32 protein-coding genes are annotated in these 26,276 nt (G+C 57.9%); 18 read left to right on the top strand and 14 right to left on the bottom strand.

The window, feature by feature from the left end; all coding sequences use genetic code 11:
* Positions 1-1,455 (top strand): betaine-aldehyde dehydrogenase, encoded by a 1,455-nt coding sequence (gene betB / locus AC2FGB_RS15885; RefSeq protein ID WP_496694326.1) that lies wholly within the window; start codon positions 1-3, stop codon positions 1,453-1,455.
* Positions 1,456-1,577: 122 nt separating this feature from the next.
* Here the strand turns inward: betB and AC2FGB_RS15880 are convergent, their stop codons facing one another.
* The 5 genes from AC2FGB_RS15880 to AC2FGB_RS15860 are packed head-to-tail and all read right to left on the bottom strand — an operon-like array spanning position 1,578 to position 6,211.
* Entirely contained in the window at positions 1,578-3,713 is a 2,136-nt protein-coding gene (locus AC2FGB_RS15880) for a hypothetical protein (RefSeq protein WP_496694327.1), read from the bottom strand.
* On the bottom strand, positions 3,710-4,579 hold the full coding sequence (gene motA / locus AC2FGB_RS15875; RefSeq protein ID WP_496694328.1) for a flagellar motor stator protein MotA: 870 nt from the start codon (positions 4,577-4,579) through the stop codon (positions 3,710-3,712). Before motA ends, AC2FGB_RS15880 begins: the two co-directional genes overlap by 4 nt.
* A 46-nt stretch (positions 4,580-4,625) precedes the next feature.
* Positions 4,626-5,201 carry a MotE family protein gene (locus AC2FGB_RS15870; protein ID WP_496690253.1) on the bottom strand — a complete coding sequence of 192 codons (576 nt, stop codon included), beginning with the start codon at positions 5,199-5,201 and terminating at the stop codon, positions 4,626-4,628.
* Positions 5,198-5,704 (bottom strand): hypothetical protein, encoded by a 507-nt coding sequence (locus AC2FGB_RS15865; protein WP_496690252.1) that lies wholly within the window; start codon positions 5,702-5,704, stop codon positions 5,198-5,200. Before AC2FGB_RS15865 ends, AC2FGB_RS15870 begins: the two co-directional genes overlap by 4 nt.
* Before the next feature lie 9 nt (positions 5,705-5,713).
* Complete coding sequence (locus AC2FGB_RS15860; RefSeq protein WP_496694329.1) at positions 5,714-6,211, bottom strand: flagellar basal body-associated FliL family protein; 498 nt, start codon at positions 6,209-6,211, stop codon at positions 5,714-5,716.
* Positions 6,212-6,330: 119 nt separating this feature from the next.
* Between AC2FGB_RS15860 and fliF the strand changes: the two genes are divergently transcribed.
* Genes fliF through fliP form a run of 4 tightly spaced genes read left to right on the top strand, consistent with a single transcriptional unit; the run spans position 6,331 to position 9,521 of the window.
* Positions 6,331-7,917 (top strand): flagellar basal-body MS-ring/collar protein FliF, encoded by a 1,587-nt coding sequence (gene fliF, locus AC2FGB_RS15855; protein ID WP_281995696.1) that lies wholly within the window; start codon positions 6,331-6,333, stop codon positions 7,915-7,917.
* Positions 7,917-8,513, top strand: coding sequence for a FliH/SctL family protein (locus tag AC2FGB_RS15850; protein ID WP_281995695.1), 597 nt, complete (start codon positions 7,917-7,919; stop codon positions 8,511-8,513). Before fliF ends, AC2FGB_RS15850 begins: the two co-directional genes overlap by 1 nt.
* A complete protein-coding gene (locus AC2FGB_RS15845; RefSeq protein WP_281995694.1) occupies positions 8,506-8,793 on the top strand; it encodes a FliM/FliN family flagellar motor switch protein in 288 nt (95 codons plus the stop codon). The genes AC2FGB_RS15850 and AC2FGB_RS15845 overlap by 8 nt, the downstream gene beginning before the upstream one ends.
* On the top strand, positions 8,793-9,521 hold the full coding sequence (gene fliP, locus AC2FGB_RS15840) for a flagellar type III secretion system pore protein FliP (RefSeq protein ID WP_496690251.1): 729 nt from the start codon (positions 8,793-8,795) through the stop codon (positions 9,519-9,521). Before AC2FGB_RS15845 ends, fliP begins: the two co-directional genes overlap by 1 nt.
* Before the next feature lie 4 nt (positions 9,522-9,525).
* Here the strand turns inward: fliP and AC2FGB_RS15835 are convergent, their stop codons facing one another.
* Together AC2FGB_RS15835 and AC2FGB_RS15830 are read right to left on the bottom strand one after the other, a co-directional pair.
* A complete protein-coding gene (locus tag AC2FGB_RS15835; RefSeq protein WP_496694330.1) occupies positions 9,526-10,977 on the bottom strand; it encodes a sensor histidine kinase in 1,452 nt (483 codons plus the stop codon).
* Entirely contained in the window at positions 10,974-11,711 is a 738-nt protein-coding gene (locus AC2FGB_RS15830; RefSeq protein WP_142638648.1) for a response regulator transcription factor, read from the bottom strand. The genes AC2FGB_RS15835 and AC2FGB_RS15830 overlap by 4 nt, the downstream gene beginning before the upstream one ends.
* Before the next feature lie 214 nt (positions 11,712-11,925).
* Here AC2FGB_RS15830 and AC2FGB_RS15825 point away from each other — a divergent pair, with 214 nt between their 5' ends.
* The 5 genes from AC2FGB_RS15825 to AC2FGB_RS15805 are packed head-to-tail and all read left to right on the top strand — an operon-like array spanning position 11,926 to position 16,517.
* Positions 11,926-13,170, top strand: a complete 1,245-nt coding sequence (locus AC2FGB_RS15825) for an ABC transporter substrate-binding protein (protein ID WP_496694331.1) — start codon at positions 11,926-11,928, stop codon at positions 13,168-13,170.
* Between the two features lie 56 nt (positions 13,171-13,226).
* Positions 13,227-14,099, top strand: coding sequence for a carbohydrate ABC transporter permease (locus AC2FGB_RS15820; protein ID WP_142638652.1), 873 nt, complete (start codon positions 13,227-13,229; stop codon positions 14,097-14,099).
* On the top strand, positions 14,092-14,991 hold the full coding sequence (locus AC2FGB_RS15815; RefSeq protein ID WP_496694332.1) for a carbohydrate ABC transporter permease: 900 nt from the start codon (positions 14,092-14,094) through the stop codon (positions 14,989-14,991). The genes AC2FGB_RS15820 and AC2FGB_RS15815 overlap by 8 nt, the downstream gene beginning before the upstream one ends.
* Positions 14,992-14,995: 4 nt before the next feature.
* Entirely contained in the window at positions 14,996-16,093 is a 1,098-nt protein-coding gene (locus tag AC2FGB_RS15810) for an ABC transporter ATP-binding protein (RefSeq protein ID WP_496694333.1), read from the top strand.
* Positions 16,094-16,151: 58 nt separating this feature from the next.
* Positions 16,152-16,517: a putative quinol monooxygenase gene (locus tag AC2FGB_RS15805; RefSeq protein WP_496694334.1), complete on the top strand. Its 366-nt coding sequence runs from the start codon at positions 16,152-16,154 to the stop codon at positions 16,515-16,517.
* 2 nt (positions 16,518-16,519) lie between these two features.
* Here AC2FGB_RS15805 and AC2FGB_RS15800 read toward each other — a convergent pair whose 3' ends face one another.
* The gene (locus tag AC2FGB_RS15800) at positions 16,520-17,128 is read right to left on the bottom strand and encodes an MlaC/ttg2D family ABC transporter substrate-binding protein (protein ID WP_142638660.1); all 609 of its coding nucleotides are present in this window, start codon (positions 17,126-17,128) and stop codon (positions 16,520-16,522) included.
* Positions 17,118-17,888: an MlaA family lipoprotein gene (locus tag AC2FGB_RS15795; RefSeq protein WP_142638706.1), complete on the bottom strand. Its 771-nt coding sequence runs from the start codon at positions 17,886-17,888 to the stop codon at positions 17,118-17,120. Before AC2FGB_RS15795 ends, AC2FGB_RS15800 begins: the two co-directional genes overlap by 11 nt.
* A 345-nt stretch (positions 17,889-18,233) precedes the next feature.
* Between AC2FGB_RS15795 and AC2FGB_RS15790 the strand changes: the two genes are divergently transcribed.
* From AC2FGB_RS15790 to AC2FGB_RS15775, 4 genes are read left to right on the top strand one after another with little or no spacing between them, the layout of a single operon-like run.
* A complete protein-coding gene (locus tag AC2FGB_RS15790) occupies positions 18,234-18,689 on the top strand; it encodes a RidA family protein (protein WP_142638661.1) in 456 nt (151 codons plus the stop codon).
* The gene (locus tag AC2FGB_RS15785; protein WP_281995692.1) at positions 18,686-19,453 is read left to right on the top strand and encodes a glycerophosphodiester phosphodiesterase family protein; all 768 of its coding nucleotides are present in this window, start codon (positions 18,686-18,688) and stop codon (positions 19,451-19,453) included. The genes AC2FGB_RS15790 and AC2FGB_RS15785 overlap by 4 nt, the downstream gene beginning before the upstream one ends.
* Positions 19,454-19,498: 45 nt before the next feature.
* Positions 19,499-20,686 (top strand): GNAT family N-acetyltransferase, encoded by a 1,188-nt coding sequence (locus tag AC2FGB_RS15780; RefSeq protein ID WP_496694335.1) that lies wholly within the window; start codon positions 19,499-19,501, stop codon positions 20,684-20,686.
* Positions 20,683-20,976 (top strand): 4a-hydroxytetrahydrobiopterin dehydratase, encoded by a 294-nt coding sequence (locus AC2FGB_RS15775; protein WP_496690249.1) that lies wholly within the window; start codon positions 20,683-20,685, stop codon positions 20,974-20,976. Before AC2FGB_RS15780 ends, AC2FGB_RS15775 begins: the two co-directional genes overlap by 4 nt.
* Here AC2FGB_RS15775 and AC2FGB_RS15770 read toward each other — a convergent pair.
* The 4 genes from AC2FGB_RS15770 to AC2FGB_RS15755 form a co-directional block, all read right to left on the bottom strand.
* Positions 20,973-21,284 (bottom strand): hypothetical protein, encoded by a 312-nt coding sequence (locus tag AC2FGB_RS15770; RefSeq protein WP_281973287.1) that lies wholly within the window; start codon positions 21,282-21,284, stop codon positions 20,973-20,975. The genes AC2FGB_RS15775 and AC2FGB_RS15770 overlap by 4 nt on opposite strands.
* Before the next feature lie 33 nt (positions 21,285-21,317).
* Positions 21,318-21,662, bottom strand: a complete 345-nt coding sequence (locus AC2FGB_RS15765) for an EF-hand domain-containing protein (RefSeq protein WP_142638671.1) — start codon at positions 21,660-21,662, stop codon at positions 21,318-21,320.
* Between the two features lie 11 nt (positions 21,663-21,673).
* Positions 21,674-21,919, bottom strand: coding sequence for a glycine zipper 2TM domain-containing protein (locus AC2FGB_RS15760; protein ID WP_271952399.1), 246 nt, complete (start codon positions 21,917-21,919; stop codon positions 21,674-21,676).
* Between the two features lie 102 nt (positions 21,920-22,021).
* The gene (locus AC2FGB_RS15755; RefSeq protein ID WP_142638675.1) at positions 22,022-22,507 is read right to left on the bottom strand and encodes a peroxiredoxin; all 486 of its coding nucleotides are present in this window, start codon (positions 22,505-22,507) and stop codon (positions 22,022-22,024) included.
* Between the two features lie 99 nt (positions 22,508-22,606).
* On the opposite strand from AC2FGB_RS15755, the gene AC2FGB_RS15750 reads away from it, so the two are divergent.
* From AC2FGB_RS15750 to AC2FGB_RS15735, 4 genes are read left to right on the top strand one after another with little or no spacing between them, the layout of a single operon-like run.
* Positions 22,607-23,818: an NAD(P)/FAD-dependent oxidoreductase gene (locus AC2FGB_RS15750; protein ID WP_496690248.1), complete on the top strand. Its 1,212-nt coding sequence runs from the start codon at positions 22,607-22,609 to the stop codon at positions 23,816-23,818.
* Positions 23,815-24,375 (top strand): 16S rRNA (guanine(966)-N(2))-methyltransferase RsmD, encoded by a 561-nt coding sequence (gene rsmD, locus AC2FGB_RS15745; protein WP_496690247.1) that lies wholly within the window; start codon positions 23,815-23,817, stop codon positions 24,373-24,375. Before AC2FGB_RS15750 ends, rsmD begins: the two co-directional genes overlap by 4 nt.
* The gene (locus tag AC2FGB_RS15740) at positions 24,356-25,003 is read left to right on the top strand and encodes an HAD family hydrolase (RefSeq protein ID WP_496694336.1); all 648 of its coding nucleotides are present in this window, start codon (positions 24,356-24,358) and stop codon (positions 25,001-25,003) included. Before rsmD ends, AC2FGB_RS15740 begins: the two co-directional genes overlap by 20 nt.
* A gap of 24 nt (positions 25,004-25,027) precedes the next feature.
* Positions 25,028-25,207 (top strand): hypothetical protein, encoded by a 180-nt coding sequence (locus AC2FGB_RS15735; protein WP_496690245.1) that lies wholly within the window; start codon positions 25,028-25,030, stop codon positions 25,205-25,207.
* Here AC2FGB_RS15735 and map read toward each other — a convergent pair.
* A complete protein-coding gene (map, locus tag AC2FGB_RS15730; RefSeq protein ID WP_271952408.1) occupies positions 25,195-26,007 on the bottom strand; it encodes a type I methionyl aminopeptidase in 813 nt (270 codons plus the stop codon). The two genes, AC2FGB_RS15735 and map, sit on opposite strands and share 13 nt — an antisense overlap.
* Positions 26,008-26,276: the final 269 nt, after the last annotated feature.

Genomic DNA, 26,276 nt, shown 5'->3' with positions numbered 1-26,276 from the left:
ATGAGATTTCAGCCCAAGGCGAGCCATTTCATCAACGGTGAATATGTCGACGACACGACCGGAGCACCCATAGACGTGATCTACCCTGCAACAGGGGAAGTGATCGCACGGCTGCATTCTGCTACTCCGCAGATCATAGATCAGGCTCTAAACAGTGCAAAATCGGCACAGGCAGACTGGGCCGCGATGTCTGGGACCGAAAGGGGCCGTGTTCTGCGCCGCGCCGCGGACATCATGCGCGAACGCAATCGTGATCTGTCGATCATCGAAACCCACGATACTGGAAAACCGCTGCAGGAAACGTTGGTTGCCGACGCTACCAGCGGAGCCGATGCGTTGGAATATTTCGGAGGTCTGGCGGCCTCGCTGACCGGCGAGCATATCCCGCTGGGTGGTGGGGATTTCGTATATACGATCCGTGAGGCGCTTGGGGTTTGCGTCGGAATCGGCGCGTGGAACTATCCAACCCAGATTGCCTGCTGGAAAGGCGCGCCTGCTTTGGCCTGCGGCAACACGATGGTATTCAAGCCTTCCGAGACCACGCCCTTGTCTGCTCTGCAAGTGGCCGAAATCCTGGTCGAGGCCGGGGCACCAAAGGGTGTCTATAACGTAATTCAGGGTTATGGCGATGTGGGCGCATCACTTGTGACGGACCCCCGTGTTGCCAAGGTCTCGCTGACCGGATCGGTACCGACAGGGCGCAAGGTTTATGCCGCAGCAGCCGATGGCATGAAGCATGTCACGATGGAACTAGGCGGCAAGTCCCCCATGATCGTGTTCGACGATGCGGATATCGAAAACGCCGTGTCTGGCGCCATTTTGGGGAATTTCTACTCCTCGGGTCAGGTCTGTTCCAACGGCACCCGCGTTTTTGTACACAAAGGCATCAAAGAAGCCTTCCTCGATCGCCTGTCCCAGCGTCTGGCGAATGTGAAAATCGGCGACCCGATGGATGAAGAGGTTAATTTCGGTCCGATGGTTAGCGAAAACCAGATGAATATCGCTCTGGGTTATGTTGAAAAAGGCAAGGCAGAAGGTGCGCGTTTGGTCTATGGCGGTGCGCGTATCGAAGGCGACGGGTTCTACATTCAGCCCGCCGTCTTTGCCGATGTGACCGATGACATGGCCATCGCGCGCGAGGAAATCTTCGGCCCGGTTATGTCAGTGTTGGATTTCGAAACCGAGGAAGAGGTGATGGCCCGCGCCAATAACACCGAATTCGGTCTGGCAGCCGGTGTGTTCACCAAAGATCTGACCCGAGCCCATCGTATCGCGGCCGCGTTCGAGGCGGGCACCTGCTATATCAACACTTACAACCTCGCACCGGTTGAAGCCCCGTTTGGCGGGTCAAAAATGTCTGGGGTCGGGCGGGAAAACTCGAAATTGGCAATCAATCATTTCAGCGAGATGAAAACGGTTTATGTCTCGATGAATGACGTCGAGGCGCCTTACTGACTAAACCCACCAATTCAGGCTCTGTTCATGAGGTTTTCCCTCGGGAACAGGGCATTGGATGCCGCGGTTCGTCAGGAGATCAGCCCTGACTGGGTGGCCACCCTGAGTTTTGCCCAGACGTTTCAGTCTGCCCTCATAAGTGCGAGAAGCTGAGCGATATTCTCCCGGGCGTTGGCGCTGTTTTCAAGCAGGGCAGTTGCATCCGCCAATGGTCGTTCTTCAATCCTGGTTACAGGTTCTGCCAATGCCAGAGTCGCCCGCCTGACCTGTCCAAATTTTTGGTCGGCCTCAGGCTGCGGGACGTCTTCCATATCAGAAAGCCAGAACAATCTTTCTGCTTCGTTCACCCTGTCAAACTGCAACAGTACCCGCCCTGCATTTTCAAACTCACCTATATCCAGATTGGCCTGCGCCCGCAGTGACATGGCCTTGTCCGAGGGGTCATCCCCTAACTCCAGCAAGGCTTTGTGTGGCTGGCCGGACAACAATGCGGCCTGCGCGCGCAAAAGGGCTCGGTCCTTTCGCCTGATAGTGTCCTGAGGTCGGTTGGACCAAAAGAGCGTTGGACGGGCAAACCCCAGCGATGCCGACCTTTCGGCAATGGAGATTGCGGTTTCGGTTGTCAGCGATTGTGCCATCGGTTCGGGCAGGTTGATGATGCGCCGCAAAAAGGTATCGTCGTCGGCGCGCGCAGTCAGTATTTGAACGGCCCGGTCCAGCGTTTCAGCTGAATTCGGAATATCTTCTAACAGATCAAAAGACTGGTCGAACTCTTGGCCCAAACTCAGTGCCAGCGCATATGTCCGTTGCATAAGTGGCCCGATCTCAGATCGGCGCAATTCGACCGTATAAGATGCGGCAAGTTCGAGCTCCCGGGCGGAGGCTGACCCGCGTTCCGCCCACCGCTGTTCAATCAACCGCGCCAGCGCCAGAGGCGCTTCGAGCCCCGCTTCCGAGCTGCTCACTACGTCACTCAGCAAGGTTTCGGATTTTTCCTGATTACCTTCAGCCTTTGCAACACTGGCCTTGGCCTGTGTTGCGCCGGGGCTGGGTTTGGTTTCGATGCGATCAACAGCCCGCAAGACGCGCCGCGCGGCTTCAAGTTTTTGGGCTGCAACGAAAATGTCGGACAGCATAGGTCCGACTTGCCGGCGCAGATGATCCGGTAGTCGCGCAAAGGAATGTTCCATAACCCTTATCTGGGCATCTTCGGCGAGCTTACCCTCGGTCAGAGCGGCCCAGATTGCGGCGTCACTTTCGCAACGCTGTAGGTCGCGGAATGGATTTGACCCTTTCAGTGGCCGGTCGTCCAGAACAGCGGCAATCGCAGAAATCCGGTTCGTTTCCGGCGTCTCTTCACCCATCCAGCCAAGGCTGCGAACCGCCTCGGCACCGAAGCCGAAATACGCATAGAGCTTGGCAAGCTTCATGGCTCGTACTTTGTCAAGGCGATCAAACTCCTGAAAAAGGCCAGTGCGCAGCTCTGCCACCTGTTCGGGGAACAGGCGCTCATCGGACCAGCTGTCAAAACCTAGCTCGGCGCTGGAAATGCAGGCTGGTTTCTTTTCCAGTTGTGGAATGGATGGTCCCAGCAAGCCATCCAGATCGTCCAGTACCGACGTAACTGCGATGTTCAGGTCCATACGCGGTGGCATGTCGAGCGATTGATTGCCATTCGAGTTCCTGGGCCCAATCTGAGATAGTTCAAGATCAACCAGATCTCGGTCAGCGCCCTGCAACAATCGCGTCGATAGCTGGTCCTCAAATACCTGCGCATTGAGATTCAAAAGCGGCAATACCAGAGGATCAAGCGCCTGTGGCCCGGGCAGCGGGGCGTTTACCACAGCGGCTTTGGGCAGCGTTGGGGGTGGAATGTCGCTGCTGATCGGTGGAAGGGCTGCCCCCGGCGCAATATCCACAACGATCATCGTGTTTTGATGCAGAAATGCGGTGGCAAAGCAGTCGCAGCCGAATTCCATCTCTAACGCATCACCCGGGCTGGTCTGTGAGATCGCAGACAGACGGTTCTGCGACAGCCGCTGAAATACCGCTCCGGTTTGAAATTCGGCATCAGGAAGCGCCACGTTGAGTCTTGCGCCATTCTTCGTTTGCTTCAGACCCCATTCCGTACCCGGGGGCACCTGCACAACAAGACGCGTATATCCGTCATGCTCGCCCGATCGCACAGAAATGTCGCGCGCGCCAGCCTGTCCAGCGGCCGTAAGCGCCGCTGAAACCATCAGGGCGTATCGGATCATGCCGCTGCCTGCTTGAGCTCTTTCAAGGCCTCTTCAAGTTCTGAGAAACCCGGCCTGTTATGGGTGGGAGTGTTCTGCCGCCCGACCTCAATGCACATGGCAGGGTTGTGGTTGTGCAGGTTGGCAACCAGAACCTCTTTGATCAACTGATAGAAATGATTGTCTTCTTCCACCACGGATTTGAGTTTTCCTGCAAATGGGCCGACCAGCCCATAAGCCAGAAAGACCCCCAGGAACGTCCCGACCAAAGCGCCACCGATCAGCTTTCCCAACACTTCTGGGGGTTGATCAATCGATCCCATCGTTTTGATAACGCCCAGAACTGCCGCAACAATTCCAAGTGCGGGCAGGCCGTCAGCAACAGTCTGTAGCGCGTGGCTAGAGTGCATCGCGTGGTGAAATTTCGCCTCCATCCGCTTTTCCAGCACCTCTTCGACCTGGTGGGGATCGTCATAATTCAAAGAGGCAGCCCGCATCGTGTCGCAGATCAAGTCGACGGCTTCTTTGTCGGCCTGAATTTTCGGATAAGTCGAAAACAGAGGCGAGTTTTCGGGGTCTTCGATATGCTGTTCAACCTCGACCGGGTTGGCCTTGGCGATCCGGATCAGCGAAAACAACAGGCACAGTAGATCACGGTAGTCATTGGGCTTCCACTTCGGCCCTTTGAATACTTTTGCCATATCCCTGATCGTGTGCTTCACGGCGCTCAGGTCATTGCTGATCATAAATGCGCCGACCGCGGCGCCACCGATCATCATCATCTCGAACGGCAGGGATTTCATGATGATGGTCATTTTCCCACCAGCCGCCAAATAGCCGCCGAACACCATGACGAAAATAATGACAATTCCGACAATTCCGATCATAAGAGGTCTCCGGTGAATTCCGATGCAGGGTTGAAAATCATGGGGGCTACTCCTGCGGAGCCGAAGCGTTTCGCCCGGCCATAATCACGCTGATTGTATAGGCAGCCTCGGGGTTCAGGCCTGCCAAAACACCGGCTGCGGCATCGGGCGGCATCCGTGACAGGAATCCGGCGGCAAAGGTCGGGTCCATCGTTTCAAACAGGGCGGCCGCGTCTTTCGGCTTCATGTTCTGATAGACATCCGTCAGGCGCGTCAGGTCTGTCTCAGCCGCTTTTTCTGCAATGGCCAGCGTCTCACGCAGCGCCTCTTCTGCCTGCTGCAGGGCGGCCAGGCGGGCCTCGATGGCCTGATCGGCAATGGCCAGCGCCTTTTCCCGATCAATGGCGGTGGCTTCGCGCTTTTTCAACGCCTCTTCGCGCCGCAGCAATTCGGTCAGCAATATCCGGGCTCCGGGCAGCTCTGCTTGGGTCTCTTTCGGAATTGCTTCTGCCTGCTCGGCCCCTTTTGCCAGGGCTGGTGCAGCCTCAAACCCCAGCCGAATCGCGGCTGACCCAAGCATCAACAGTGAAATAACTGTCAGGACACCGCTTCTTGGTCGTTTCTCTACAACGTGTCCGCTCATGTCGCGGCCTCTCCGCTATTGCGGTCGTGGCGGAAAAACATCAGCCCGCCCGGGCGCTTTTCCTGAGTGTCCTCAAATTTGGGCGCAGCAGGATCCTCTGGCTTTTCCACCGCCTCGATTGGAACCTCTTCAGGCACAGGATCCGTCGTTGGTTCCGCGGCCTTGGGTTCTTGCGGCTTGGGATCTTCAACCTTGATGTCATTGGCGGGTTCTTCGGCCGGAATGACATCATGCATCGAAGCCATCATCAGTTCGAGCCGCTGAGCAACCGATTCCGCCCTTTGGGTCAGAGCTTCAAGCACAAGGCCCGATTGGTCCGAGGCCGTCCGCGCCGAATCAAGCGACTTCTTCAGCTCATCCGCCTGGGATGACAGGACAGCAACCGCGCCACCGACCCCCTGTTCCAGATTAGTGAACCGCTTTAACCGACGGGACAGCACAAAACAGTAAAGACCCGCGCCCAGCGCACCTGCGACCAGCAAAATATCTGCAATCAGCTCCATCTCGGCCTCCTAATTCAATACGAATTCCATCACGAGGACATCGCGCACGCGCCCTTCGCCGACGACGATTTCAATGCGACGCAAAAGATGGCCGCGGATGCGCATCAGTGCGAGCGAATCCTCCAGATCCGACACTTCGACCGCCCGCAGGTACCCGTTCAGCACATCCATGATTCGAGGCTTCATCTTCTCGACATCCGAGACGTAGCCGCTGTTCACCTCAAGCTGGGCGTGGAACTTCAGATGCCGCGAATCGCCGGCATTGACCGTGACGATCACCGCCGGCAGGTCGATAAAACCAACCTCGGGCAGGGCCTTAACCTCGGCCCCTTTGTCTTTTTCCTTGGCGTCTTCCGCGGCTGGTTGGCCGCCAAATGGCAGCAGTCCCGAAGTGGTCAGGAAATACCCGCCCGCAGCCCCGGCAACGGCCAGAATCACCCCGATGATCATTCCTTTTTTCCCCAATTTTTCCGGGGCTTCTGCCTGTTCTGCAGTCGCGTCAGTCATGACGTCCTCATTCATTCAGTCTGGGGATGTCATAACCCGGCAGGGACTAACCGATTGTTAAGGGCAATCGTCCAAACAGGGGATGCGCCGGGCAGAATGTCGGCGAGTCGGAGGTGAGCGTGCAGCAGATCGGAACTGTCTGGGCAAGTTTGGACAGGCGAAAGCAAATCATTGTCGCCGGTGCAGTCGTGCTGGTGTTTTTGGGGGTCCTTGCGATGTCGCGGTTGGCGACGGCGCCGTCGATGACCCTACTCTATGCCGGGCTGGAAAGCGGCGCGGCGGGGGATATCGTTCGATCACTGGATCAGCGCGGCGTACAGTATGAGATTCGAGGCGGTTCGATTTACGTGCCCGGCTCGCAGCGGGACGAATTGCGCATGACTCTGGCCAGCGAAGGCCTGCCTGCGAACGGAAACCGCGGGTATGAGCTTTTGGATTCACTCAGCGGCTTTGGCACCACCTCGCAAATGTTCGATGCGGCCTATTGGCGTGCGAAAGAGGGTGAGCTCGCGCGCACGATTGTCGGCAGCCCTCACATAAGTCAGGCGCGCGTGCATATTGCCAACGGGTCAACGAACCCGTTTCAGCGCAGCGTCGCGCCGACGGCTTCGGTCTATCTGGTGTCCTCGGGTGCGGATATCACTTCGGATCAGGCCAAGGCGATCCGTTTTCTGGTCTCTTCTGCCGTCAGCGGCCTCGCACCCGAGAATGTGGCGGTGATTGATTCCAATGGTGCGGTCATTGGCGCAAAAGAGACTGCGGTGGCAGCAGATTCTGCGGATGACAAGTCGCGCCAGCTGCGCGAACGGGTCCTGCGTCTGATTGAGGCCCGAGTGGGGGCCGGAAATGCAGTCGTTGAGGTCAGTGTTGATACGGTCACTAAAACCGAATCCATCCGTGAAAGGCGCTTTGATCCTAAGGGGCGCGTGGCCATCAGCACCGATGTCGAGGAACGGTCTGACAGCGCCCGGAACCAATCGTCCGATGTCACGGTTGCGTCGAACCTGCCCGATGGCGACGGCGCGGGCGGGGATGCATCCAATTCGAATGCCACACAGACACGGGAACGGGTCAACTATGAGGTATCCGAGACTGAGTTAGAGGTTCACACCGCACCCGGTGCGATCAAGCGCCTGACCGTTGCGGTTCTGGTGAATGGAACGCGTTCTGTGGATGCCTCTGGTGCTGAAAGCTTTGTGCCGTTGCCTCAGACAGAGCTTGATGCGCTGGCTGAGCTTGTGGCCTCGGCCGTTGGGTTCGATGCCGAACGTGGCGACGTCATCACACTGAAATCGCTGGATCTGCCCGCAGTAGAGCCTGGCGGAACTGTGGTTTCGTCCTCGATCTGGCAGCAGGTTCATTTTGACGCGATGTCACTGGTCCAAATGGCCGTTCTGGCGATCGTGATGCTGGTTCTGGGATTGTTCGTGATCCGCCCGATCCTGATGAAACCGGCCCTTGCCCCCGCCCTTTTGCCGGCGGGAACACCGCCAGAGCCCGAGGCGGTTCTGACCGGTGAGATCGCGACCGAAGAGGGCGGGCAATTCGCCGCTATTCCGGGACATACCCCGGGGGATGTACCCGCGCTGGCGGCAAATCCGGGCGCTGATCCGGTTGATCGGCTGCGGGCCATGATCGGCGACAAGCAGGAGGAGACCGTGGAAATCCTGCGCAGCTGGCTTGAAGAAAGTGAGGAGCGTGCGTGATGTCGATAGCTCATCTTCTTGAGGATTTCACTGTACAGGCAGGCGGCGGCAAAGTTCATTTATTGGACGAAGAGGCGCTGGAAGAACAGCGGCTTGGTGCCTTCGAACACGGCTATAGCGCCGGATGGGACGATGCCCTTCAGGCCCAGGAACAGGGTCGTGGAAAGGTATCAGACAACCTTGCCCGCGCGCTCGAGGATATGTCCTTTACTTATCATGAGGCGACGAGCCGGATGACAATGTCGTTAGAGCCCATGTTCCAGAGCCTCGTCAATCTGGTGTTGCCGAACACCCTGGATCGGGGGCAGGCCACGCGGCTGGTCGAACAGCTTACAGAAATGGCCGGTGAACAGATTGGCCAACCGATGCAAATCTTTGTGCCTTCGGGGTTCGTGAGTGTTGTCGAAGGGCTGTTGCCCCCCGAATTGGCCACCCCGACCCGCGTTGTCGAGGACCCGTCTCTTGGGGCCGGTCAGGCGCGTCTGCAGGTTGGTACTTCGCAGCGAGAGGTGGATAGCAGCGCCTTGCTAGAGACAATCCGTTCAGCATTTGACGCTTACGTGTATGAGGCAAAAGAGGCATTGAACAATGAGTGACCCGCAATCCCCCAAACCCGAAAAAGCCAGCCCGTTTGATTCCATTCCGATCGAGGTAACCGTGTCAGTCGGTCGGGCGCGCCCGCTCATCCGGGATCTGCTGAATATGGGGGAAAACGCTGTTCTCATCCTGGACAAACGGATCGAAGATCCTGTGGACCTATATGTTGGCGATCAACTGGTGGCGCGCGGTCTGCTGGAAGAGATGGAGGGTGATCAAGCCGGGCAACTGGCCGTGCGCCTAACCGAAATCGCGGATCTGCAGAACGGGATCGGGTAATGCGTTTCCTGTATTGGGTGGCGGTGCTGCTGACGCTGACGCCGTCTCTGGCCGCCGCGCAAGAGGTGTCGCTGTCACTGGGCGAAGGCGGGTCGATTTCCGCGCGCACCATTCAGTTGATTTTGCTGATTACCGTGCTCAGCCTTGCGCCTGGGCTGGCGATCATGATTACCTGTTTCCCGTTCCTGATCACCGTTCTGGCCATCTTGCGGCAAGGGATCGGATTGCAGCAATCCCCCCCCAACATGCTGATCGTCAGCCTCGCACTGTTTCTGACCTATTTCATCATGGAGCCGGTCTTTTCCGAATCCTGGGCCACAGGCATTCGCCCCATGGTCGAAGAAGCGATGGAGGTCGAACCAGCGTTGGAGCGCGCGTTGCAGCCGTTTCGTGCCTTTATGGCAGGGCGAGTTGATCCCGATACCTTCCATGCCATTGCGGCCCTACGCCCTGGGGGTGATACTGTGTCCTTGTCGGCCGAGGCACCCTTGTCGATCTTGATGCCGTCTTTCATGCTCTCTGAGATAGCGCGGGCCTTTCAGATCGGGTTTCTGATCTTCCTGCCGTTTCTGATCATTGATCTTGTGGTGGCCGCTGTGCTGATGTCGATGGGGATGATGATGGTTCCGCCTGCAACAGTGTCGCTGCCGTTCAAACTAGCCTTCTTTGTCATCGCCGACGGCTGGTCGCTGATCGCAAGCGCGCTGGTGCGTAGCTATATGACATGAATCGTCACTGCCTGGTGATCTGCAGACGTGCGCGCAGGCCTTGCTCTCCGGCTTCGAAGCTGAGGGTGCCGCCATGCTGTTCCGCGATTGTCGCCGCGATTGTCAGTCCCAGACCAAACCCATCCGAAGACCCGGAGTTTGACCCGCGCCGGAACGGGGCCATCAGGGCTTCGATATCCGAGACGGACAGATCGGCCCCTTTGTCCTCGACGGTGATGGTTGCTATTTTGGCATCGGTTTCCAGCTGAACCTCGGCATGGCGCCCATATTTCAGCGCATTGTCGATCAGGTTGGTCAGGGCGCGCTTTAGCGAAATTGGCCTGCCAACGACCAGTATCCGCCGGGTCTCGGGCAGGGATCCATGCCCTCGGCGCGACATGAAAACGGACGTGCCGCCCTGTACCGCCACTGGGGCCAGCTTTTTCAGGGTCACCGGCAGTCCCATATCCTGATAGTCCGCGACCAGAGCCTCGACCAGCGACGTCAGTGAAATCTGCCGCGGTTCTTCGATGCTCAGCTCGGACCGTGTGTAGGTCAGAACGCTTTCGATCATGCCGGTCATCTGATCGACATCGGCCTCAAGTTTTTCGCGCAGCTCGGCATCTGGGATCAATGCGGCACGCAGCCGGACGCGGGTGGCCGGGGTGCCCAGATCGTGGCTGACACCCGATAAAACAGTGGCGCGCTTTTCCAGTTGCATGCGCTCTGCGTCCAGATGCTCGTTCACGGCAGAGACGATGTCGCGCAGTTCGGCCGGGCCATCGGCCTCATAACTGTTCGGCCCACCCCGCCTTTTGCGGTCGCGCAAGGCAGTAGAAAAGCGGGTGAAACTGTCTGATACATTGCCCACCGAGGTCAGGATCACCGCCAGCGCGACAATAGCGACCAGAATCGTAGGCAGACGCAGGTCGGTTGGGGCTGCACGGCATCCCCAGATATCTGTCCCGTCCACCTGTTGCCATGCGTCGCGCCCATAGCGGGCGATCAGTATCGGTTCGCTGCAATAGGTCGCCAAAAGCCGGGTCAGGTTGCCCATTTTCTCAGGGCCGGTCTGGTCGATGCCGGAGAGGATGTCGGACACCGGGTAAACCAGCCGGTCTGACATCACAGCCAGCGTCAGCTCTCGGCCTGAAACGGGTGCTGAGCTGTCAGTCAGGATCGACAGGTTGGTGACAAAGCTGCGATCCGAAAACCCGGGAAGTTGCTCAAACTGCCCGGCATCCGCCAGGCTGGCTGCTTTGGGCGGCAATGGTACGATGGAGATGCCTGGCGGTGGGGATTTACCGATGCGCAAATCCTCGTAAATAGTGAACCCGGCAACATATGCACGGGTCTGGAATTCCTGCCATGCCCGGGCCGAGGCGAACCAAAGGCCTGCGGCCAGCAACCCCGAGGTAAAAGCGGCGCAGGTCCAGATCCAGCCCAGGCTGCGCAGGCGCGTGGCGCGGACGGTCATGCGGTTTCGTCCACAGACACCTCTGCGGCAAAGATATAGCCCACACCGCGTTCGGTCTTCAGCATTTGCGGGTCTTTGGGGTTGGCTTCGATCTTGGATCGCAGCCGCCCGACCAGCATGTCGATGGCGCGTCCCTGGCCTTCGCTCTTGTCATTAGCGCCTGTTACATCCAGGGCCGCGGCGATTTCATCCCGGGTCAGGGGAATATGCGGGTTGGCCAGAAAAACCTTGAGCATTGCTGTTTCTCGCTGCGACAGGGATACCAGATATCCGTCGGGCGAATGCACTTCGTCCCGTTTGCCGTCATAGAGCCAGCCGTCAAACCTAAAGGAGCGGGTGCGGCGGCGATAGGCAAGCGAAGGTGTACGACGCGCCCGTTGCATGACGGCGCGTACGCGAGCCAGCATCAGTTGCGGATTAAAAGGCTTGGCGATGTAATCGTCGGCGCCCACCTCATACCCGGCCATGCGTTGATGATCGGCGGACAAGGCCGAGACCAGAATGATCGGCACGTCCTGTTCGGCCCGCAGGCGGGCACAGATATCAACGCCGTTTTCATCCCCCAGCATCACATCCAACAGAATCAGGTCGATCCGACCCGACTTGAGATGGGCGCGGATTTCGCTTTCGGAACTGGCGGGCAGCGCAATGAAGCCATTCTGTTGCAGGAACTGGGTCATCATCGACCGCATTTCAGGGTCGTCATCCACCACCAACAGCCGCGGAATGCTCACAGTGTTCGTCCTCCTGTTCTCTGGCCCCAAACTTCGTCCATTGTAACGAACGGAAACAGATTCAATGCTAACGTAACACGCTGTAACAAAAGCGGTGAAAATTTGCGCCATTCCCGGGTATTGGCCCGGATTTAGCGTTGTCAGACTCAGATAGGGACACAGTATTGCGGCATTGCCATTTTGACTGGCACCGAATTCTCAGGGAGGAGAAAACATGAAACGATTTTCTTTTGCGACTGTGTCCGCATTGGCCGTCGCAGCCGGATCATCTGTGGTGGCCGAACCACAGGCGGAGGTCTTGCATTGGTGGACATCCGGTGGCGAGGCCAAATCGGTGGCCGTGCTTCAGGAAGAGTTTGCCTCGAACGGGGGCACATGGACCGATATGCCTGTCGCAGGCGGCGGCGGTGATGCGGCCATGACAGCGCTGCGGGCGCGGGTTCTGGCAGGCAACGCGCCGACAGCGGTTCAGCTGAAAGGCCCGGCGATTCAGGAATGGTATGAAGAGGGCGTACTGGCCGATATCTCGAACGTGGCCGCCGCCGAGGGCTGGGCCGAGGTTCTGCCCGCGTCGATCGCCGGTCACATGATGTGCGAGGGCACCTGGTGCGCGGCACCGGTGAACGTTCACCGCATTGACTGGATTTGGGCCAATGCCGATGTGCTGGCCGCAAACGGAATTGAGATGCCCACCACATGGGACGAGTTCAACGCCGCAGCCGAAAAACTGCAGGCCGCCGGTGTGATCCCGCTGGCGCATGGCGGTCAGGCCTGGCAGGACGCTACGGTTTTCGAAGCCGTCGCGCTGGGTCTTGGCGGACCGGAATTCTATCAGAAAGCCCTGATCGATCTGGACCCCGAGGCGTTGACCTCGGACACAATGATCCAGGTCTTTGACCAAATGCGCACCCTGCGTGGTTATGTGGACGAGAATTTCTCGGGTCGCGACTGGAACCTTGCCACCGCGATGGTGATGAACGGCGAAGCGGCCTTTCAGATCATGGGTGACTGGGCCAAGGGCGAATTCCTGGCAGCGGGCAAGAAGCCTGGTGAGGATTTCCTCTGCGCCTCGACCCCCGGCGATGGATATCTGTATAACGTCGACAGTTTTGCCATGTTCGAGGTTGAGGGCGACGACAATCGCGCCGGTCAGGAATTGCTGGCCAAGCTGATTGTTGCACCGAACTTTCAGGAAGTGTTCAACCTGAACAAAGGTTCGATCCCGGCCCGGACCGATGTGTCGCTGGATGCCTTTGACATCTGCGCGCAAATCTCGGCCGAAGACATGGGCTCGACCTCGGCAGGTGGTTCACTGCTGCCGTCTTATGCCCATGGCATGGCGCTGCGCGGGTCGCAGGCTGGTGCGATCACAGATGTTGTGACCGCGCATTTCAACTCGGATATGTCCTCGGCTGACGCGGTTCAGCAACTGGCGGACGCGGTGGCCAACAGCTACTGATCCAATACGCTCTGCCCCCAAGGTGTGGGGCAGAGCATCTTTCCCCGGAGGAAAACATGTCCGAATGGCTGGAAAACCACCTGCCCAAGGTGGTGCTGGCACCGTCGTTCATCGCCGTATTGATCTTTGTCTACGGATTTATCGGATGGACCGCATGGGTGTCGCTTACACGCTCAAAACTGCTGCCGAAATACGAGATCCATGGCTTCATCCAGTATGAGCGCCTGTTCGACTCTCCTCGCTGGGATACGGCGATTGGCAACCTGTATATCTTTGGTACTCTGTTCATCGTGATCGCGATGCTGCTGGGCCTGCTGCTGGCCATCCTGCTGGATCAGAAAATCCGCGTCGAAGGAGCGATCCGAACAATCTATCTCTACCCCATGGCGCTGTCGATGATCGTCACGGGCACGGCGTGGAAGTGGATCCTGAACCCCGGTCTGGGGATTGAGTCCATGGTGCAGGGTTGGGGCTTTCCCAACTTCGAATTCGATTGGCTGGTGAACCCCGATTACGCGATCTACACTATTGTGATCGCTGCACTCTGGCAGAGCTCGGGCTTTGTGATGGCGCTGTTTCTGGCCGGTCTGCGCTCGGTCGATGGCGAGATCATCAAGGCCGCACAGGTCGATGGTATTCCAACATGGCGTATCTATACCGCGATCATCATCCCGTCGATGGCCCCGATTTTCCTGTCCGCTTTCATCGTGTTGGCGCATCTGGCAATCAAAAGCTTTGACCTTGTCATCGCCCTGACTGGCGGCGGCCCGGGTTATGCCACCGATCTGCCCGCCACTTACATGTATGCGATGGCCTTTTCGCGCGGCGATATCGGTCAGGCGGCGTCTTCTGCAATGATCATGATGCTGGTCGTCTTTGCCATCGTGGTTCCTTATCTCTACTCAGAATTGAGGGCTAAAAATGACTGATCTGTCGATGCCCCACACCCAAACCCGCAGTCAAAGTAACATGAGCAAAATCGTCCTGCGCTGGCTGCTTTACGTGGTGCTGTGCCTGTTCGCGCTGTATTACCTGATGCCATTATTTGTGATGTTGACGACATCGCTCAAAAGTCTTGAGGAAATCCGTACCGGTAGTCTGATATCGTTACCGCGTGAGGTGAGTTTCGAGGCCTGGAAAACCGCTTGGTCGGGCGCCTGCACGGGTATCCAATGCGAAGGTCTGCGGCCTTACTTCTGGAACTCGGTCCTGATTGCGGTGCCTGCGGTGGCCATCTCGACCCTGCTGGGTGCTCTGAATGGTTACGTTGTCGCGCAGTGGCGGTTCAAAGGGGCTAACATCATCTTCTCGCTGATGCTGTTTGGTTGCTTCATTCCGTTTCAGGTCGTCCTGCTGCCGATGGCGCGCCTTCTGGGCATGATGGGTATTGCCGGAACCATTCCGGGGCTGATTTTTGTCCACGTAATCTATGGTCTTGGCTTCACCACGCTGTTTTTCCGCAACTATTATGTCTCTATCCCGGCCGAGCTGACCAAGGCCGCTCGCGTCGATGGGGCCGGGTTCCTGCGGATTTTCTGGTCGATCTTCCTGCCACTGTCACTGCCGATCATCGTGGTAACCGTGATCTGGCAATTCACGCAGATCTGGAATGATTTCTTGTTCGGCGTGTCGTTCAGCCAGGCGGGCACACAGCCTGTGACTGTGGCGCTTAACAACATCGTAAACTCCACCACCGGTGTCAAAGAATACAATGTCGACATGGCCGCCGCGATCATCGCGGGTCTGCCGACGCTGCTCGTCTATGTCGTTGCCGGTAAGTATTTCATCCGCGGCCTGACCGCTGGCTCTGTGAAGGGATAGAATGATGGCTCCCATCCTTGATATCAACAAGCTGTACAAGAACTACGGCGCAACCGAGATCCTGAAGGATATCAACATCTCGATCGAACCGGGCGACTTTCTGGTGCTGGTCGGCCCATCGGGCTGTGGTAAATCCACCTTGCTGAACTGCATCGCCGGGCTTGAGCCGATCTCAGGCGGGACGCTGTCGATCGGAGGCAAGGACATGACCCATGTCAGCCCCAAAGACCGCGACATCGCGATGGTGTTCCAGTCCTATGCCCTGTACCCGACCATGTCGGTGGCCAAGAACATCACCTTTGGCATGAAGGTGCGCGGCGTCGATCAGGCCACACAGGACGCCAAGCTGAAAGAGGTCGCCTCGCTGCTGCAGATCGAGCCGTTGCTGAATCGCCGCCCCAGCCAACTGTCGGGTGGTCAGCGGCAGCGTGTGGCGATGGGCCGGGCTCTGGTGCGCGACCCCAAGCTGTTCCTGTTTGACGAACCGCTGTCAAACCTGGACGCCAAGCTGCGGGTCGAGATGCGGACCGAAATCAAGAAGCTGCACCAGACGCTGGATGCCTCGATCGTTTATGTCACCCACGACCAGATCGAGGCGATGACGCTGGCCACCAAGATTGTGGTTCTGAAAGGCGGGATCGTGCAACAGATCGGCAGCCCGGCCGAGATCTATAACAACCCCGCCAACCTGTTCGTCGCCGATTTCATGGGCTCGCCTGCGATGAACCTGATCCCTGCAAAGGCCACCAAGAACGGCACGGGCACCGAAATCGCCATTGAGCGGTCATCCGGTGAAACGCTGGTTCTCAAGGATGCCCGTGATCTGTCGCTGCCGCAGGACGTGATTCTGGGCCTGCGCCCCGAGGATATCGCCGAGGCCGGATTCCGCGCAGGCGACGGTGTGCAGGAGGCGGTCTGCATGGTCGACATGGTCGAACCTGCCGGAGCTGACACCTATGTAGTGTCCGAACTGGGCGGCAAACAGGTCACTGCGCGCCTGCACGCGGAAACCAGCGCCCAGGCCGGACAAGAGCTGAACCTGGCCTTTGACATGAGCAAAGTGTCCTATTTTGCCAAGGAAACCGGCGAGCGGTTGAACTAGCGCACTGCGCAGGACTTGTTCTTGCTAAACTCGGGCAATTTCGCCAAGTACTGACGCCATGTCAGGCCAACGAGATTGCCCGGGGTATATGATGATACTGGAAATTCGACATTACACACTAAAACCGGGCCGCCGAGAAGCGTTCATAGAATTCTTTGAGAAACACAATCGCGCTGCGTTGCGGGATGCAGGAATGCTTGTGTTTGGGCCGCTCAGAGACCTGGAAAATCCTGACAAAGTGCATTGGATGCGCGCGTTTTCTTCGTTGGAAGAACGCGACAGGATAAAGGACAGCTTCTATGGTGAGGCGGTCTGGAATGACCAGATCGAACCCATTGCAATGCCAATGATCGCACACTATGAGGCCGAACTGGTCGAAACTACGATCGGATTTGAAAGTTTTGACTGCAGCAAATCGCTGTGAATTCACCCGGTTCGCTTCATATCCTTGATCAGACGGTTCAGATCACCGCCGCGCGCGTCCAGCATGGCGCCAATCTCGGTACGTTCGGTCAGCAGCATGTTCACGCCTTCGATAAACATGTTGAAGAATTTGTCGCGGCCGGATTTGTCGGACACCAGGAAGGTCACCTCAAAGGGCGAGGAGCCCTGCAGCTTGACCGAGGTACGCACCTCGTATCCGGCTTTGATCTTGCGCGCATTTCGAACGGTCACCTCGCCGCCAATGAACTCGCGAAAGCGACGTCCGTATTTGTTCGAGATATAGCCCTGAAACGCGTCGGTGAACTGCTTTATCTGTGACGCACTGGCCGAGCGGCCATCGGCCCCCAGCACATAGCGGGCCATGATCGGAACGTCGGCATATTGCACGAAGATCTTTTCAAAATCGCGGATCATGCTCTTTTCGGATTTTCCCGAACTGATGACGCGGTTGATGTCATCCACAACGCTAACGACCAACGCTTTTGCACTGGCCTCTGTCTGTGCAAAGCTTGGCAAAGGGAGGGTGGCTAGCGCCAGGCCGGCGATGCCAGATGCAATAAACTCTCTTCTCTTCAAATAATTACTCGGCATATGGATCCTCGTAGGGGTCAAGGTAGGGGTCTCTGACAGGGTCGGTCCCGATATCTGCATAGGGATCGTCATACAATCCCAGATAGGCGTCCTCATCATCGCGTGCCAGTTCGAAACGTCGATTTTGCAGGTAAATTGTTTGTGCCTGCTTATAGCTGTCAGCACTTTCATAGAGGATGGAATCGACTGTGTCCGAGAACCGTCCACGGTCGCCCATCCGCCTTACGATTTCGGCGTAGACGCCGATATTCTCAACCGGGCGCACTGGTGTGAAGTTGATCGGGTTCGAAAACAGGTTGACGACGACGCCGACCGCATCCCTGGATGTTGAGGGGCCATAGAAGGGCAATTCCACATAGGCGCCTTCGCCAAAACCCCAGACGTGCAGGGTTTCACCGAAATCGGTATCCACGGGCGGCAGGTTCAATTCGCTGGCCGGGTCAGACAGACCCGCGCCACCAACGGTCGTATTGATGAGGAACCGCAGTAGGGCATTGCCCGACTGCTTCAGATTGCCCTGCAGCAGATAATCCAGAGCCTGACCCGGCATAGTCAGGTTTTCGGCAAAATGGTTGAAACTGGTCACCATCGGATCGGGCACGATCTTCACATAGCCCTTCGAGGCCGGACGGAACAGGAACCGGTCGACGCCCAGATTGAACTTGTGAATGCCGCGGTTTGTATTCTCGTAGGGATCGAAAGTATCGCCGCGCGCGGCCTGATCGGCGGGTTGGGACGCACAAGCGCCAAGAACGGTCATCAGGGTCACGACAATCAGGGGCTTGAATCTGATCTTGCTCAACACGGTATTTCAACTCCAAACGCGCCAGCCGTTTTGTGAGTGGGGCTGGACGCTCAATCAATAATGCCTGCGGCCATTTTGCGGCTCAATCTGTCGTCACATAAAGGTTTTGGGCCCATTTTGAAACAGTTCGCGTTTAACCCGGCCGACTGCATCAGGTAAAGTGACACAAGTTCAACACCTCGGGATAAGAGAAGTTATGCTTAATACGCCACTGACCGCAGTTTTACTGGTTTCACACTTTTCCAGCCGAACGATCCCGGATAGCGTCCGGCCGAGTCTATATCAGGTGAGGATCAACCGATGAGTATCGCAGCAAAACTGGAAAGCCTGGGAATCAGTCTGCCGGACGGGCCGGCGCCCGCCGCCAACTATGTGCCTTTCGTGCGGGTCGGCAATATCGTCTACGTTTCAGGACAGATTTCCAAGGATGCGGAACTGATCACCGGCAAGCTGGGTGATAACATGGATGTTGCAGCGGGTGCTGCGGCTGCCAAGGTCTGCGCGATCAATCTTCTGGCGCAGGTCAAGGCTGCTTGCGGTGGCGATATAGAAAAGCTGGTGCGTGTGATCAAACTGACAGGGTTTGTGAATTCAACCGCCGATTTCACCGACCAGCCGCAGGTGATCAATGGTGCGTCGGACTTTCTGGTCGAGGCGCTGGGCGAGGCTGGTCGCCATTCGCGCTCGGCCGTGAGTGCAGCGTCGTTGCCGTTGGGCGTCGCGGTTGAGATCGAAGGCATCTTCGAGATCGCATGACCCCGGTACTGCCCGCTACGTTCCTACAGGCCCCGATCACGCATCGGGCCCTGCACGACAAATTGGACAACCGCCCGGAAAACAGCCGGGCGGCGGTTCGTGCCGCTGTTAAGGCCGGTTACGGGATTGAGATTGATCTGCAGTTGAGCGCCGACAACCGGGCTTTGGTCTTTCACGACTATGACCTGGGGCGACTGACCGGGCGACCGGGGCCAGTTCGGCAGATTTCGGCGCAGGTAGCGTCCGAGACACAGCTGTTGCACGCTGATGACGGTATTCCGACACTGGATGATGTGCTGGAAATCGTGGCGGGCAAGGTGCCCCTGCTGATCGAGCTTAAGGATCAGGACGGTGTGATGGGCCCGAATGTGGGCCCGCTCGAGCGCGATACTGTACGAGCCCTTGAGGGTTATGAAGGTCCGGTGGCGCTGATGTCGTTCAACCCCAATTCGGTGGCTGAACTGGCGCGGTTGGCGCCGCATTTGCCCAGGGGGATCACGACCTGTTCGTATCAGCCCAAAGTCGAACTTTTGCCTGCGGCGGTGTGCGATTACCTGCGGGACATCCCGGATTTCGTAAGGGTCGGGGCCAGTTTCATCAGCCACGAAGTCGAAGACTTGTCCCGCCCAAGGGTTGCCGAGCTGAAGGCGCAGGGTGTTCCGGTCCTGTGCTGGACCGTTCGCTCGGCCGCGCAAGAGGCCGAGGCTCGCAAGATTGCCGATAATGTGACTTTCGAAGGGTACATAGCTGCGCATCCGGCTTGAACCGCGCCCCTTCCGTCACAGATAAAGATCAAACGCAGAGGGCACATGGATCAGGCACAAATCGAGGTTCGGGTACTTGGATCGCTCTCGCAGATTACTGCGGCAGAGTGGGACAGCTGTGCCTGCCCCGAGACTGCGGATTGGGGCCGTCCGCTTGATCCCTTTACCACTCATCGCTTTCTTTTGGCTTTGGAGGAGAGCGGGTCGGTCGGGCCGGGTACCGGCTGGCAGCCGCAATACCTGACGGTTTATCTGGATGGAATGTTGATCGGGGCCGCCCCGATGTACGCCAAATCGCATAGTCAGGGCGAATATATCTTCGACCACAACTGGGCGCATGCCTATGAAAACGCCGGCGGGCGGTATTATCCCAAACTGCAGATTGCCGTACCGTTCACCCCGGCCACCGGGCGTCGCTTTCTGCTGCGGCCGGGATATCAGGCGGTGGGCATGTCCGCCTTGGTGCAGGGGGCGGTGCAGCTGGCGGCGGACAATCAGGTTTCCTCTGTCCACGCGACCTTTTGCACCGAAGATGAGGCGCTGGCTGGCGCGCAGATGGGCCTGATGCTGCGCCATTCCCAGCAATTTCACTGGCTGAACGACGGGTATGCGGATTTCGATGGATTTCTGGCCGCTTTATCCTCGCGCAAACGCAAGAACATTCGCAAGGAACGCGCGCAGGCCTGCGCCTTTGGCGGCGAAATCCGCGCGTTGACGGGTGATGACCTGCGCCCTGAACATTGGGACGCGTTCTGGGAGTTCTATCAGGATACCGGCGCTCGGAAATGGGGCGTGCCCTATCTGACGCGGCAATTCTTTGATATCGCTCAGGAAACCATGGCGGATGACATGGCATTGGTTCTGGCCGAGCGCGGCGGGTATCCGATTGCGGGGGCGCTGAACTTTATCGGGCGCGAGACGCTTTATGGCCGTTACTGGGGCTGCGTCGAACATCATGCCTGCCTGCATTTCGAACTGTGCTATTATAGGGCAATCGACTTTGCCATTGCGCAAGGCCTGGCCCGGGTCGAGGCAGGGGCGCAGGGCGAACACAAGCTGGCGCGCGGCTATCTTCCCACGCGCACGCACAGCCTGCACTGGGTCAATGACCCCAGCTTTGCCGATGCGATCAAAAAATATCTGGACGCCGAGGCCCAAGCAGTGGGAGAAGAAATCGAGATTCTGACTGATTATGGCCCGTTCAGAAAGTCGAACCCGGAGGAACACCAATGACTGAACTTCTGTCGACCGAGACCCGTGGCCCCTTGCTGGACCCGCTGTTCAAAAGCGGCTGGACCATGGTCAAGGACCGGGATGCGATCACCAAGACCTTTACCTTCGAAGATTTCGTCCACGCCTTTGGCTGGATGACCCAAGTGTCCATGTTTGCCGAGAAATGGAACCATCATCCCGAATGGTTCAATGTCTACCGCACGGTCGAGGTGACGCTGTCCACCCATGATGTCGGCGGGCTTTCGGCGCTGGACGCCAAACTGGCCCGCAAGATGGACAGCCTGGTCTAGCCGCTGTCACCGCGTGATCCGACACCACCGGCAAGGCTGGCAACCTGACCCAGCCGCCTGAACTCGGCTGGGGTGACCAGGTTGTCACTAACGTCGATTTCGGCAGGTATCCGGGTAGTTCTGTTGCCGATCATGCGCACGGACCGTGCTGCGGGGTTGATGTCGAGACAGCGCCGGTCATAGCAGGTCAGGCCATTGGTACTGATCTCTATCCTCGGTTGGCCATCAGGGCCGGTCACAATAGGGGCCTGCGGCACATCACATGCCGCAAGCAACCCCAACGCAAAAAGAGCGCTCCATTTGGTCATTGCATACTCCTGTCTGGCCCAAGGCCGCAGAGCCTAGTCCAGTTGACCGTTGCTGTTCTGATCAGCAGAAATAAAATCTTCGGTCATATGCTGATCGTATTCCGTTCTTGAAATATTACTATCCCGGTCCCGGTCAACCTTTTGGAATTGCTTTATATCCAGAAACGGCTTGGCTTCATCCAGGCCCAATGTGCCGTTCTTGTCCTCATCCATCGTCTGGAACGCATAGTCGGAAAAGGCGTCGAACTCATCTTTCGACAGGAAGCCGTCATTATTGGTATCGATGGCCTTAAGCTCATTCTCATGCAGCTCTGCCACGGTTTCGGCCGTAGCGGCACCCGCCAGGGACAACATCGACAGGACGATTGCGGTTTTCATCTTCATCCCTCTCAACATGCGAACCTCTGACCTTCAACGCCGCCGACCGCAGCACCCGCTGCCGTCAGAATGGTTTTCCCGGAACCGCCGCCAAACTGATTGCCGATGACACCGCCCAGCAAGGCACCACCCACTGTGCCGCTCAGGCAGGCGATCTCATGCTGTCGTGCGGCCTGTTGCTGCGGGGTAGGGGCCGGTCCACAAGCGCCAAGTGCGCCGGTCAGACCTAAAAGAAAGGTAAATGTCTTTAGGTTCATAAACAAACTCCCTGATGAATATGTACCAAGTATTCGCCCATCATGAGAGTGCCGCAAGTTAAATTGCGAAAATGGCCCCAGCAGCACTGGGGCCAGATCAGGTCAGATAACCTCTAACAGCCCTTCACCTGCGGAAATCTCGCAGACGCCGGGATTTTCCTCCAGGTTCATGGCGACCACTTTGCCGTCTTCGACCAGCATCGCATAGCGCTTGGACCTGCCGATCAGACCAACGGGCGGGGCGTCGAAATCCATCCCGATGGCTTTGGTGAATTCAGACGCCGCATCGGCCAACATGGTTAGGCCAGTCGCAGTTGCGCCGGTGGACTCGCCCCAGGCGCTCATGACAAAGGGGTCGTTGACCGAGATGCAGATGATTTCTTCCACGCCTTTTGCATCGAACTGGTCTTTGGTACGCATAAAGCTTGGAACATGCGCCGTTGTGCACGTGCCGGTATAGGCGCCGGGCACGGCGAAAATGACAACCTTGCGCCCTTTGGTCTTGTCCGAAACGCGGACCTCTTCAGGGCCATTTGCCCCCATTTGGGTCAATGTGGCGTCGGGCAGAGTGTCACCTGTTGAAATCATTTTTTCGCTCCTGTCATTTGGATTTGCAGAGTCGGGCCTAGCCGCAATATAGGTGAGCTAACAAAAGTGACCACGGGAATTCGACAGGGTGAGGGGAATATGAGCCATATTGTCGTGATTGGCGCCGGCCAGGCAGGTGCTTCGCTTGTCGCCCGGCTGCGCAAAGATGGGTTCGACGGCGAGATTACTCTGATCGGCGTGGAGCCGCATTTGCCCTATCAGAGACCACCTTTGTCCAAGGCCTATCTTCTGGGTGAGATGGGGCTAGAGCGCCTGTTCCTGCGCCCCGAAAACTTCTATACCGATAACAATATCACCCTGCGCCTTGGTCAGCGCGTGACCGACATCGACCCGCAGGCCAAGACAGTAACGCTGGGTGATCAGGTTGTTGCCTATGATGAGCTGGCCCTGACCACCGGATCAGACCCGCGCCGCCTTCCCGCTGCTATTGGCGGCGATCTGGACGGCGTGCATGTGGTGCGCGATCTGGCCCATGTGGACGAAATGGAACCCTTCGTCTCTGAAGGTGCGCGCGCTTTGATCGTGGGTGGGGGATACATCGGGCTTGAGGCCGCAGCCGTTTGCGCCAAGCGCGGGGTCAAGGTGACCCTGGTTGAAATGGCCGACCGCATTCTGCAACGGGTCGCCGCCCCTGAAACCAGTGACTATTTCAGAACGCTGCATTCCGAATATGGCGCCGATATCCGCGAAGGCGTCGGGTTGGACCGTTTGCTGGGTGAAAACGGCAAGGTCACTGGCGCGGTGCTGACCGATGGAACAGAACTGGCGGTCGATTTCGTTGTTGTCGGCGTTGGCATCGCTCCTGCAACCCAACTGGCCGAGATGGCCGGGCTTGAGCTGGACAATGGCATCAAGACCGATGCGCATGGGCGCACCTCTGATCCGTCGATCTGGGCGGCGGGCGATTGCGCCTCATTCCCGCATGCTGGCGGGCGTATCCGTCTGGAAAGCGTGCCAAACGCGATTGATCAGGCCGAGATTGTTGCCCAGAACATGTTGGGCGCGGCAAAGGATTATACTGCGACCCCGTGGTTCTGGTCGGATCAGTATGACGTCAAACTGCAGATCGCGGGCCTGAACACCGGGTATGACCGGGTGGTGACCCGCAATGGTGACGGGCAGACCGTGTCCTTCTGGTACTATAAGGGCGATCAGCTGATCGCGGTCGACGCGATGAACGATCCGCGTGCCTATATGGTTGGTAAGCGTCTGATTGAAAGCGGAAAAACAGCTGATCCTGCTATTGTGGCCGACCCGGATGCGGACCTGAAACCGCTGCTCAGAGCGTGAGGATCATCGCCGGAGCCTTCCGAGGCCGAGCTTTGGCCTCGGTCGGCAAGGGGGACGCCGGCGCGCATCTGCGCCCGACCACAGACCGGGTGCGCGAAAGCCTGTTCAACGTACTGGCCCATCAGATTGATTTTGACGGACTGCGCGTGTTGGACCTGTTCGCAGGCACCGGTGCGCTGGGGCTTGAGGCCTTGTCGCGCGGTGCGGCACATGTGAGCTTTGTCGATGATGGCCGCGTGTCACAGGGCCTGATCCGCAAGAATATCGACCTGACCCGTAGTTCTGACTGTACCGAGCTGATCCGTCGCGACGCCACGCGGTTGGGGGCCAATCCTGCAGCGCCTTATGACCTGATCTTTCTGGACCCGCCCTATGGTAAATCCCTTGGGCAAAAGGCGATTGCTGCCCTGTCAGAGGACTGGTTCGCACAAGGCGCCCTTGTGGTCTGGGAGGAAAACGCGCCCATGCAGCCGCCCGAAGGATTCGTCCTGCAAAACAGCCGCAAATATGGCGATACGCATATCACCCTGATGTGGAATGGCGATCCGGATGCATGATCTGGTGATCTTCGATTGCGACGGAGTCCTGGTCGACAGTGAGCCGCTGTCCAATCAGGTACTGGTCGACAATCTTGCCCGTTATGGCCTGAACCTGACAATCGAAGACAGTATGAAGCTGTTCGTTGGGGGCACCATGACCGGGGTGCGGGACAAGGCAAGGGCGCTGGGCGCGGAGCTGCCCACAGGCTGGGTTGATGAGGTCTATGCGGAAACCTATGACCGGCTCCGCCTTGGCGTTCAGCTGATGCCCGGCGTGGCGGACCTGTTGGCGGTTCTCGAAGCAAACGGGTTGCCTTTCTGTGTCGCCTCGAACGGCAGCCCGGACAAGATGCAGATCACTTTGGGTCAGAACGGGTTATGGGATCGGTTTCGCGATGTCGCCTTTTCGGCCCATGTCCTGGGAACGGCCAAGCCGGACCCGACATTGTTTCTGACAGCGGCTGAGCGTTTCAACGCCGTAAACCCCGTGGTGATCGAGGACAGCCTCAGCGGCCTGACCGCAGCAAGCAGGGCACATATGCGCTGTTTGGCCTATGCGCCGCATGGTGGCGGTGAAAAACTGGCCGCTGCGGGGGGCGAAGTCTTCTCTGACATGACGCAGGTCCCGGCGCTTTTGGGGATTTGACCCTGTCATGTTACCCTGCGGGGCATGGACCGTGCACTGACCCCGTCGAATTGGTCACTTCCGCAAGAGGCTGACACCGCAACCGATCCCCAGCGCACACCTCTGCGCGCGCCGGTTTTCATCCATGATGCGGTCACGCCATGGGGGCCGGAAACCTTGCTGCTAAAGCTGCTATGGGAACAGGCCGCGGATCAGGAAGAATAAGTCGGGTGGTACTTACCGCCTGGCGACAGGGTAAAGATCTCGACCCCATCTGCCGTTACACCGACCGAGTGTTCAAACTGTGCCGACAGTGATTTGTCGCGCGTCACGGCGGTCCAGTCATCGGCCAGCGTCTTGGTCTCGGGGCGGCCCAGATTGACCATCGGTTCGATGGTAAAGAACATGCCCTCTTCCAGAACCGCACCAGTGCCCGGACGGCCATAGTGCAGAACGTTTGGCGGTGCATGGAAGACCCGGCCCAGCCCGTGGCCGCAAAAATCGCGGACTACGCTCATCCGGTGTGCCTCGACAAATGATTGAATCGCGTGGCCGATATCGCCGAACGTGTTGCCGGGTTTGACCATCTCGATGCCCTTGAACAGGGCATCATGAGTGATCTGGATCAACCGTTCGGCTTTGCGCGGCAGCTTTCCCGCTACATACATGCGCGAGGTATCCCCGAACCAGCCGTCGACAATAACGGTCACGTCGATATTCAGGATATCGCCATCCTTCAGCTTTTTGTCGCCGGGAATGCCGTGGCAGACCACATGATTGACGCTGATACAGCTGGCATGCTGATAGCCCTTATATCCAATCGTGGCCGAAGTTGCGCCTGCATCCTCGACCATCTGCGTTATGAGCCCGTCAATCGCGCCAGTGGTCTGGCCGACGAACACATGATCGGCAATATCATCCAATATCCGCGCAGCCAAAGCCCCTGCCGCCTGCATGCCGGCAAAGTCACCCTGTTCATAGATACGGATACCGTCCTTGGTCAGACGGCCACGATGCTCTTTCATCGATGCGAGGCTCCAAATATTTCGCGCAGCACCCTTTTTACGCTGCTTGTGCAGAAAGTACCAGAGGGCGCACGGTCGCGGGTTAAGATGGGGATCAATGCCGTGGCTTCAAGGATTGGTCGGATCGCCTTTGTTGGGCGCGTGCTTTTTCTGAGCACATTGCCCAGTCGGAGGGGGGCGCTAATGTCGGCTTAGGGTCAGGACCCATTGATTTCCGTTTTGCGGCGTGATTCACGGTTCAAAAACGAGCGGTGAACATGTCTGATCTC

The sequence above is a fragment of the Ruegeria sp. CDSC021 genome, from assembly GCF_059610845.1.
The sequence above is the reverse complement of the archived record's forward strand: the minus strand, read 5'-3'. Positions and strand labels throughout refer to the sequence as shown.

What these genes read in the sequence shown, in the direction of transcription:
- betB (WP_496694326.1), top strand. Translation starts at nt 1, where the DNA reads ATGAGATTTCAGCCCAAGGCGAGCCATTTCATCAACGGTGAATATGTC.
- AC2FGB_RS15880 (WP_496694327.1), bottom strand. Translation starts at nt 3,713, where the DNA reads ATGATCCGATACGCCCTGATGGTTTCAGCGGCGCTTACGGCCGCTGGA.
- motA (WP_496694328.1), bottom strand. Translation starts at nt 4,579, where the DNA reads ATGATCGGAATTGTCGGAATTGTCATTATTTTCGTCATGGTGTTCGGC.
- AC2FGB_RS15870 (WP_496690253.1), bottom strand. Translation starts at nt 5,201, where the DNA reads ATGAGCGGACACGTTGTAGAGAAACGACCAAGAAGCGGTGTCCTGACA.
- AC2FGB_RS15865 (WP_496690252.1), bottom strand. Translation starts at nt 5,704, where the DNA reads ATGGAGCTGATTGCAGATATTTTGCTGGTCGCAGGTGCGCTGGGCGCG.
- AC2FGB_RS15860 (WP_496694329.1), bottom strand. Translation starts at nt 6,211, where the DNA reads ATGACTGACGCGACTGCAGAACAGGCAGAAGCCCCGGAAAAATTGGGG.
- AC2FGB_RS15850 (WP_281995695.1), top strand. Translation starts at nt 7,917, where the DNA reads ATGTCGATAGCTCATCTTCTTGAGGATTTCACTGTACAGGCAGGCGGC.
- AC2FGB_RS15845 (WP_281995694.1), top strand. Translation starts at nt 8,506, where the DNA reads ATGAGTGACCCGCAATCCCCCAAACCCGAAAAAGCCAGCCCGTTTGAT.
- fliP (WP_496690251.1), top strand. Translation starts at nt 8,793, where the DNA reads ATGCGTTTCCTGTATTGGGTGGCGGTGCTGCTGACGCTGACGCCGTCT.
- AC2FGB_RS15835 (WP_496694330.1), bottom strand. Translation starts at nt 10,977, where the DNA reads ATGACCGTCCGCGCCACGCGCCTGCGCAGCCTGGGCTGGATCTGGACC.
- AC2FGB_RS15825 (WP_496694331.1), top strand. Translation starts at nt 11,926, where the DNA reads ATGAAACGATTTTCTTTTGCGACTGTGTCCGCATTGGCCGTCGCAGCC.
- AC2FGB_RS15820 (WP_142638652.1), top strand. Translation starts at nt 13,227, where the DNA reads ATGTCCGAATGGCTGGAAAACCACCTGCCCAAGGTGGTGCTGGCACCG.
- AC2FGB_RS15815 (WP_496694332.1), top strand. Translation starts at nt 14,092, where the DNA reads ATGACTGATCTGTCGATGCCCCACACCCAAACCCGCAGTCAAAGTAAC.
- AC2FGB_RS15810 (WP_496694333.1), top strand. Translation starts at nt 14,996, where the DNA reads ATGGCTCCCATCCTTGATATCAACAAGCTGTACAAGAACTACGGCGCA.
- AC2FGB_RS15805 (WP_496694334.1), top strand. Translation starts at nt 16,152, where the DNA reads ATGTCAGGCCAACGAGATTGCCCGGGGTATATGATGATACTGGAAATT.
- AC2FGB_RS15800 (WP_142638660.1), bottom strand. Translation starts at nt 17,128, where the DNA reads ATGCCGAGTAATTATTTGAAGAGAAGAGAGTTTATTGCATCTGGCATC.
- AC2FGB_RS15795 (WP_142638706.1), bottom strand. Translation starts at nt 17,888, where the DNA reads ATGACCGTTCTTGGCGCTTGTGCGTCCCAACCCGCCGATCAGGCCGCG.
- AC2FGB_RS15790 (WP_142638661.1), top strand. Translation starts at nt 18,234, where the DNA reads ATGAGTATCGCAGCAAAACTGGAAAGCCTGGGAATCAGTCTGCCGGAC.
- AC2FGB_RS15785 (WP_281995692.1), top strand. Translation starts at nt 18,686, where the DNA reads ATGACCCCGGTACTGCCCGCTACGTTCCTACAGGCCCCGATCACGCAT.
- AC2FGB_RS15780 (WP_496694335.1), top strand. Translation starts at nt 19,499, where the DNA reads ATGGATCAGGCACAAATCGAGGTTCGGGTACTTGGATCGCTCTCGCAG.
- AC2FGB_RS15775 (WP_496690249.1), top strand. Translation starts at nt 20,683, where the DNA reads ATGACTGAACTTCTGTCGACCGAGACCCGTGGCCCCTTGCTGGACCCG.
- AC2FGB_RS15770 (WP_281973287.1), bottom strand. Translation starts at nt 21,284, where the DNA reads ATGACCAAATGGAGCGCTCTTTTTGCGTTGGGGTTGCTTGCGGCATGT.
- AC2FGB_RS15765 (WP_142638671.1), bottom strand. Translation starts at nt 21,662, where the DNA reads ATGAAAACCGCAATCGTCCTGTCGATGTTGTCCCTGGCGGGTGCCGCT.
- AC2FGB_RS15760 (WP_271952399.1), bottom strand. Translation starts at nt 21,919, where the DNA reads ATGAACCTAAAGACATTTACCTTTCTTTTAGGTCTGACCGGCGCACTT.
- AC2FGB_RS15755 (WP_142638675.1), bottom strand. Translation starts at nt 22,507, where the DNA reads ATGATTTCAACAGGTGACACTCTGCCCGACGCCACATTGACCCAAATG.
- AC2FGB_RS15750 (WP_496690248.1), top strand. Translation starts at nt 22,607, where the DNA reads ATGAGCCATATTGTCGTGATTGGCGCCGGCCAGGCAGGTGCTTCGCTT.
- AC2FGB_RS15740 (WP_496694336.1), top strand. Translation starts at nt 24,356, where the DNA reads ATGGCGATCCGGATGCATGATCTGGTGATCTTCGATTGCGACGGAGTC.
- AC2FGB_RS15735 (WP_496690245.1), top strand. Translation starts at nt 25,028, where the DNA reads ATGGACCGTGCACTGACCCCGTCGAATTGGTCACTTCCGCAAGAGGCT.
- map (WP_271952408.1), bottom strand. Translation starts at nt 26,007, where the DNA reads ATGAAAGAGCATCGTGGCCGTCTGACCAAGGACGGTATCCGTATCTAT.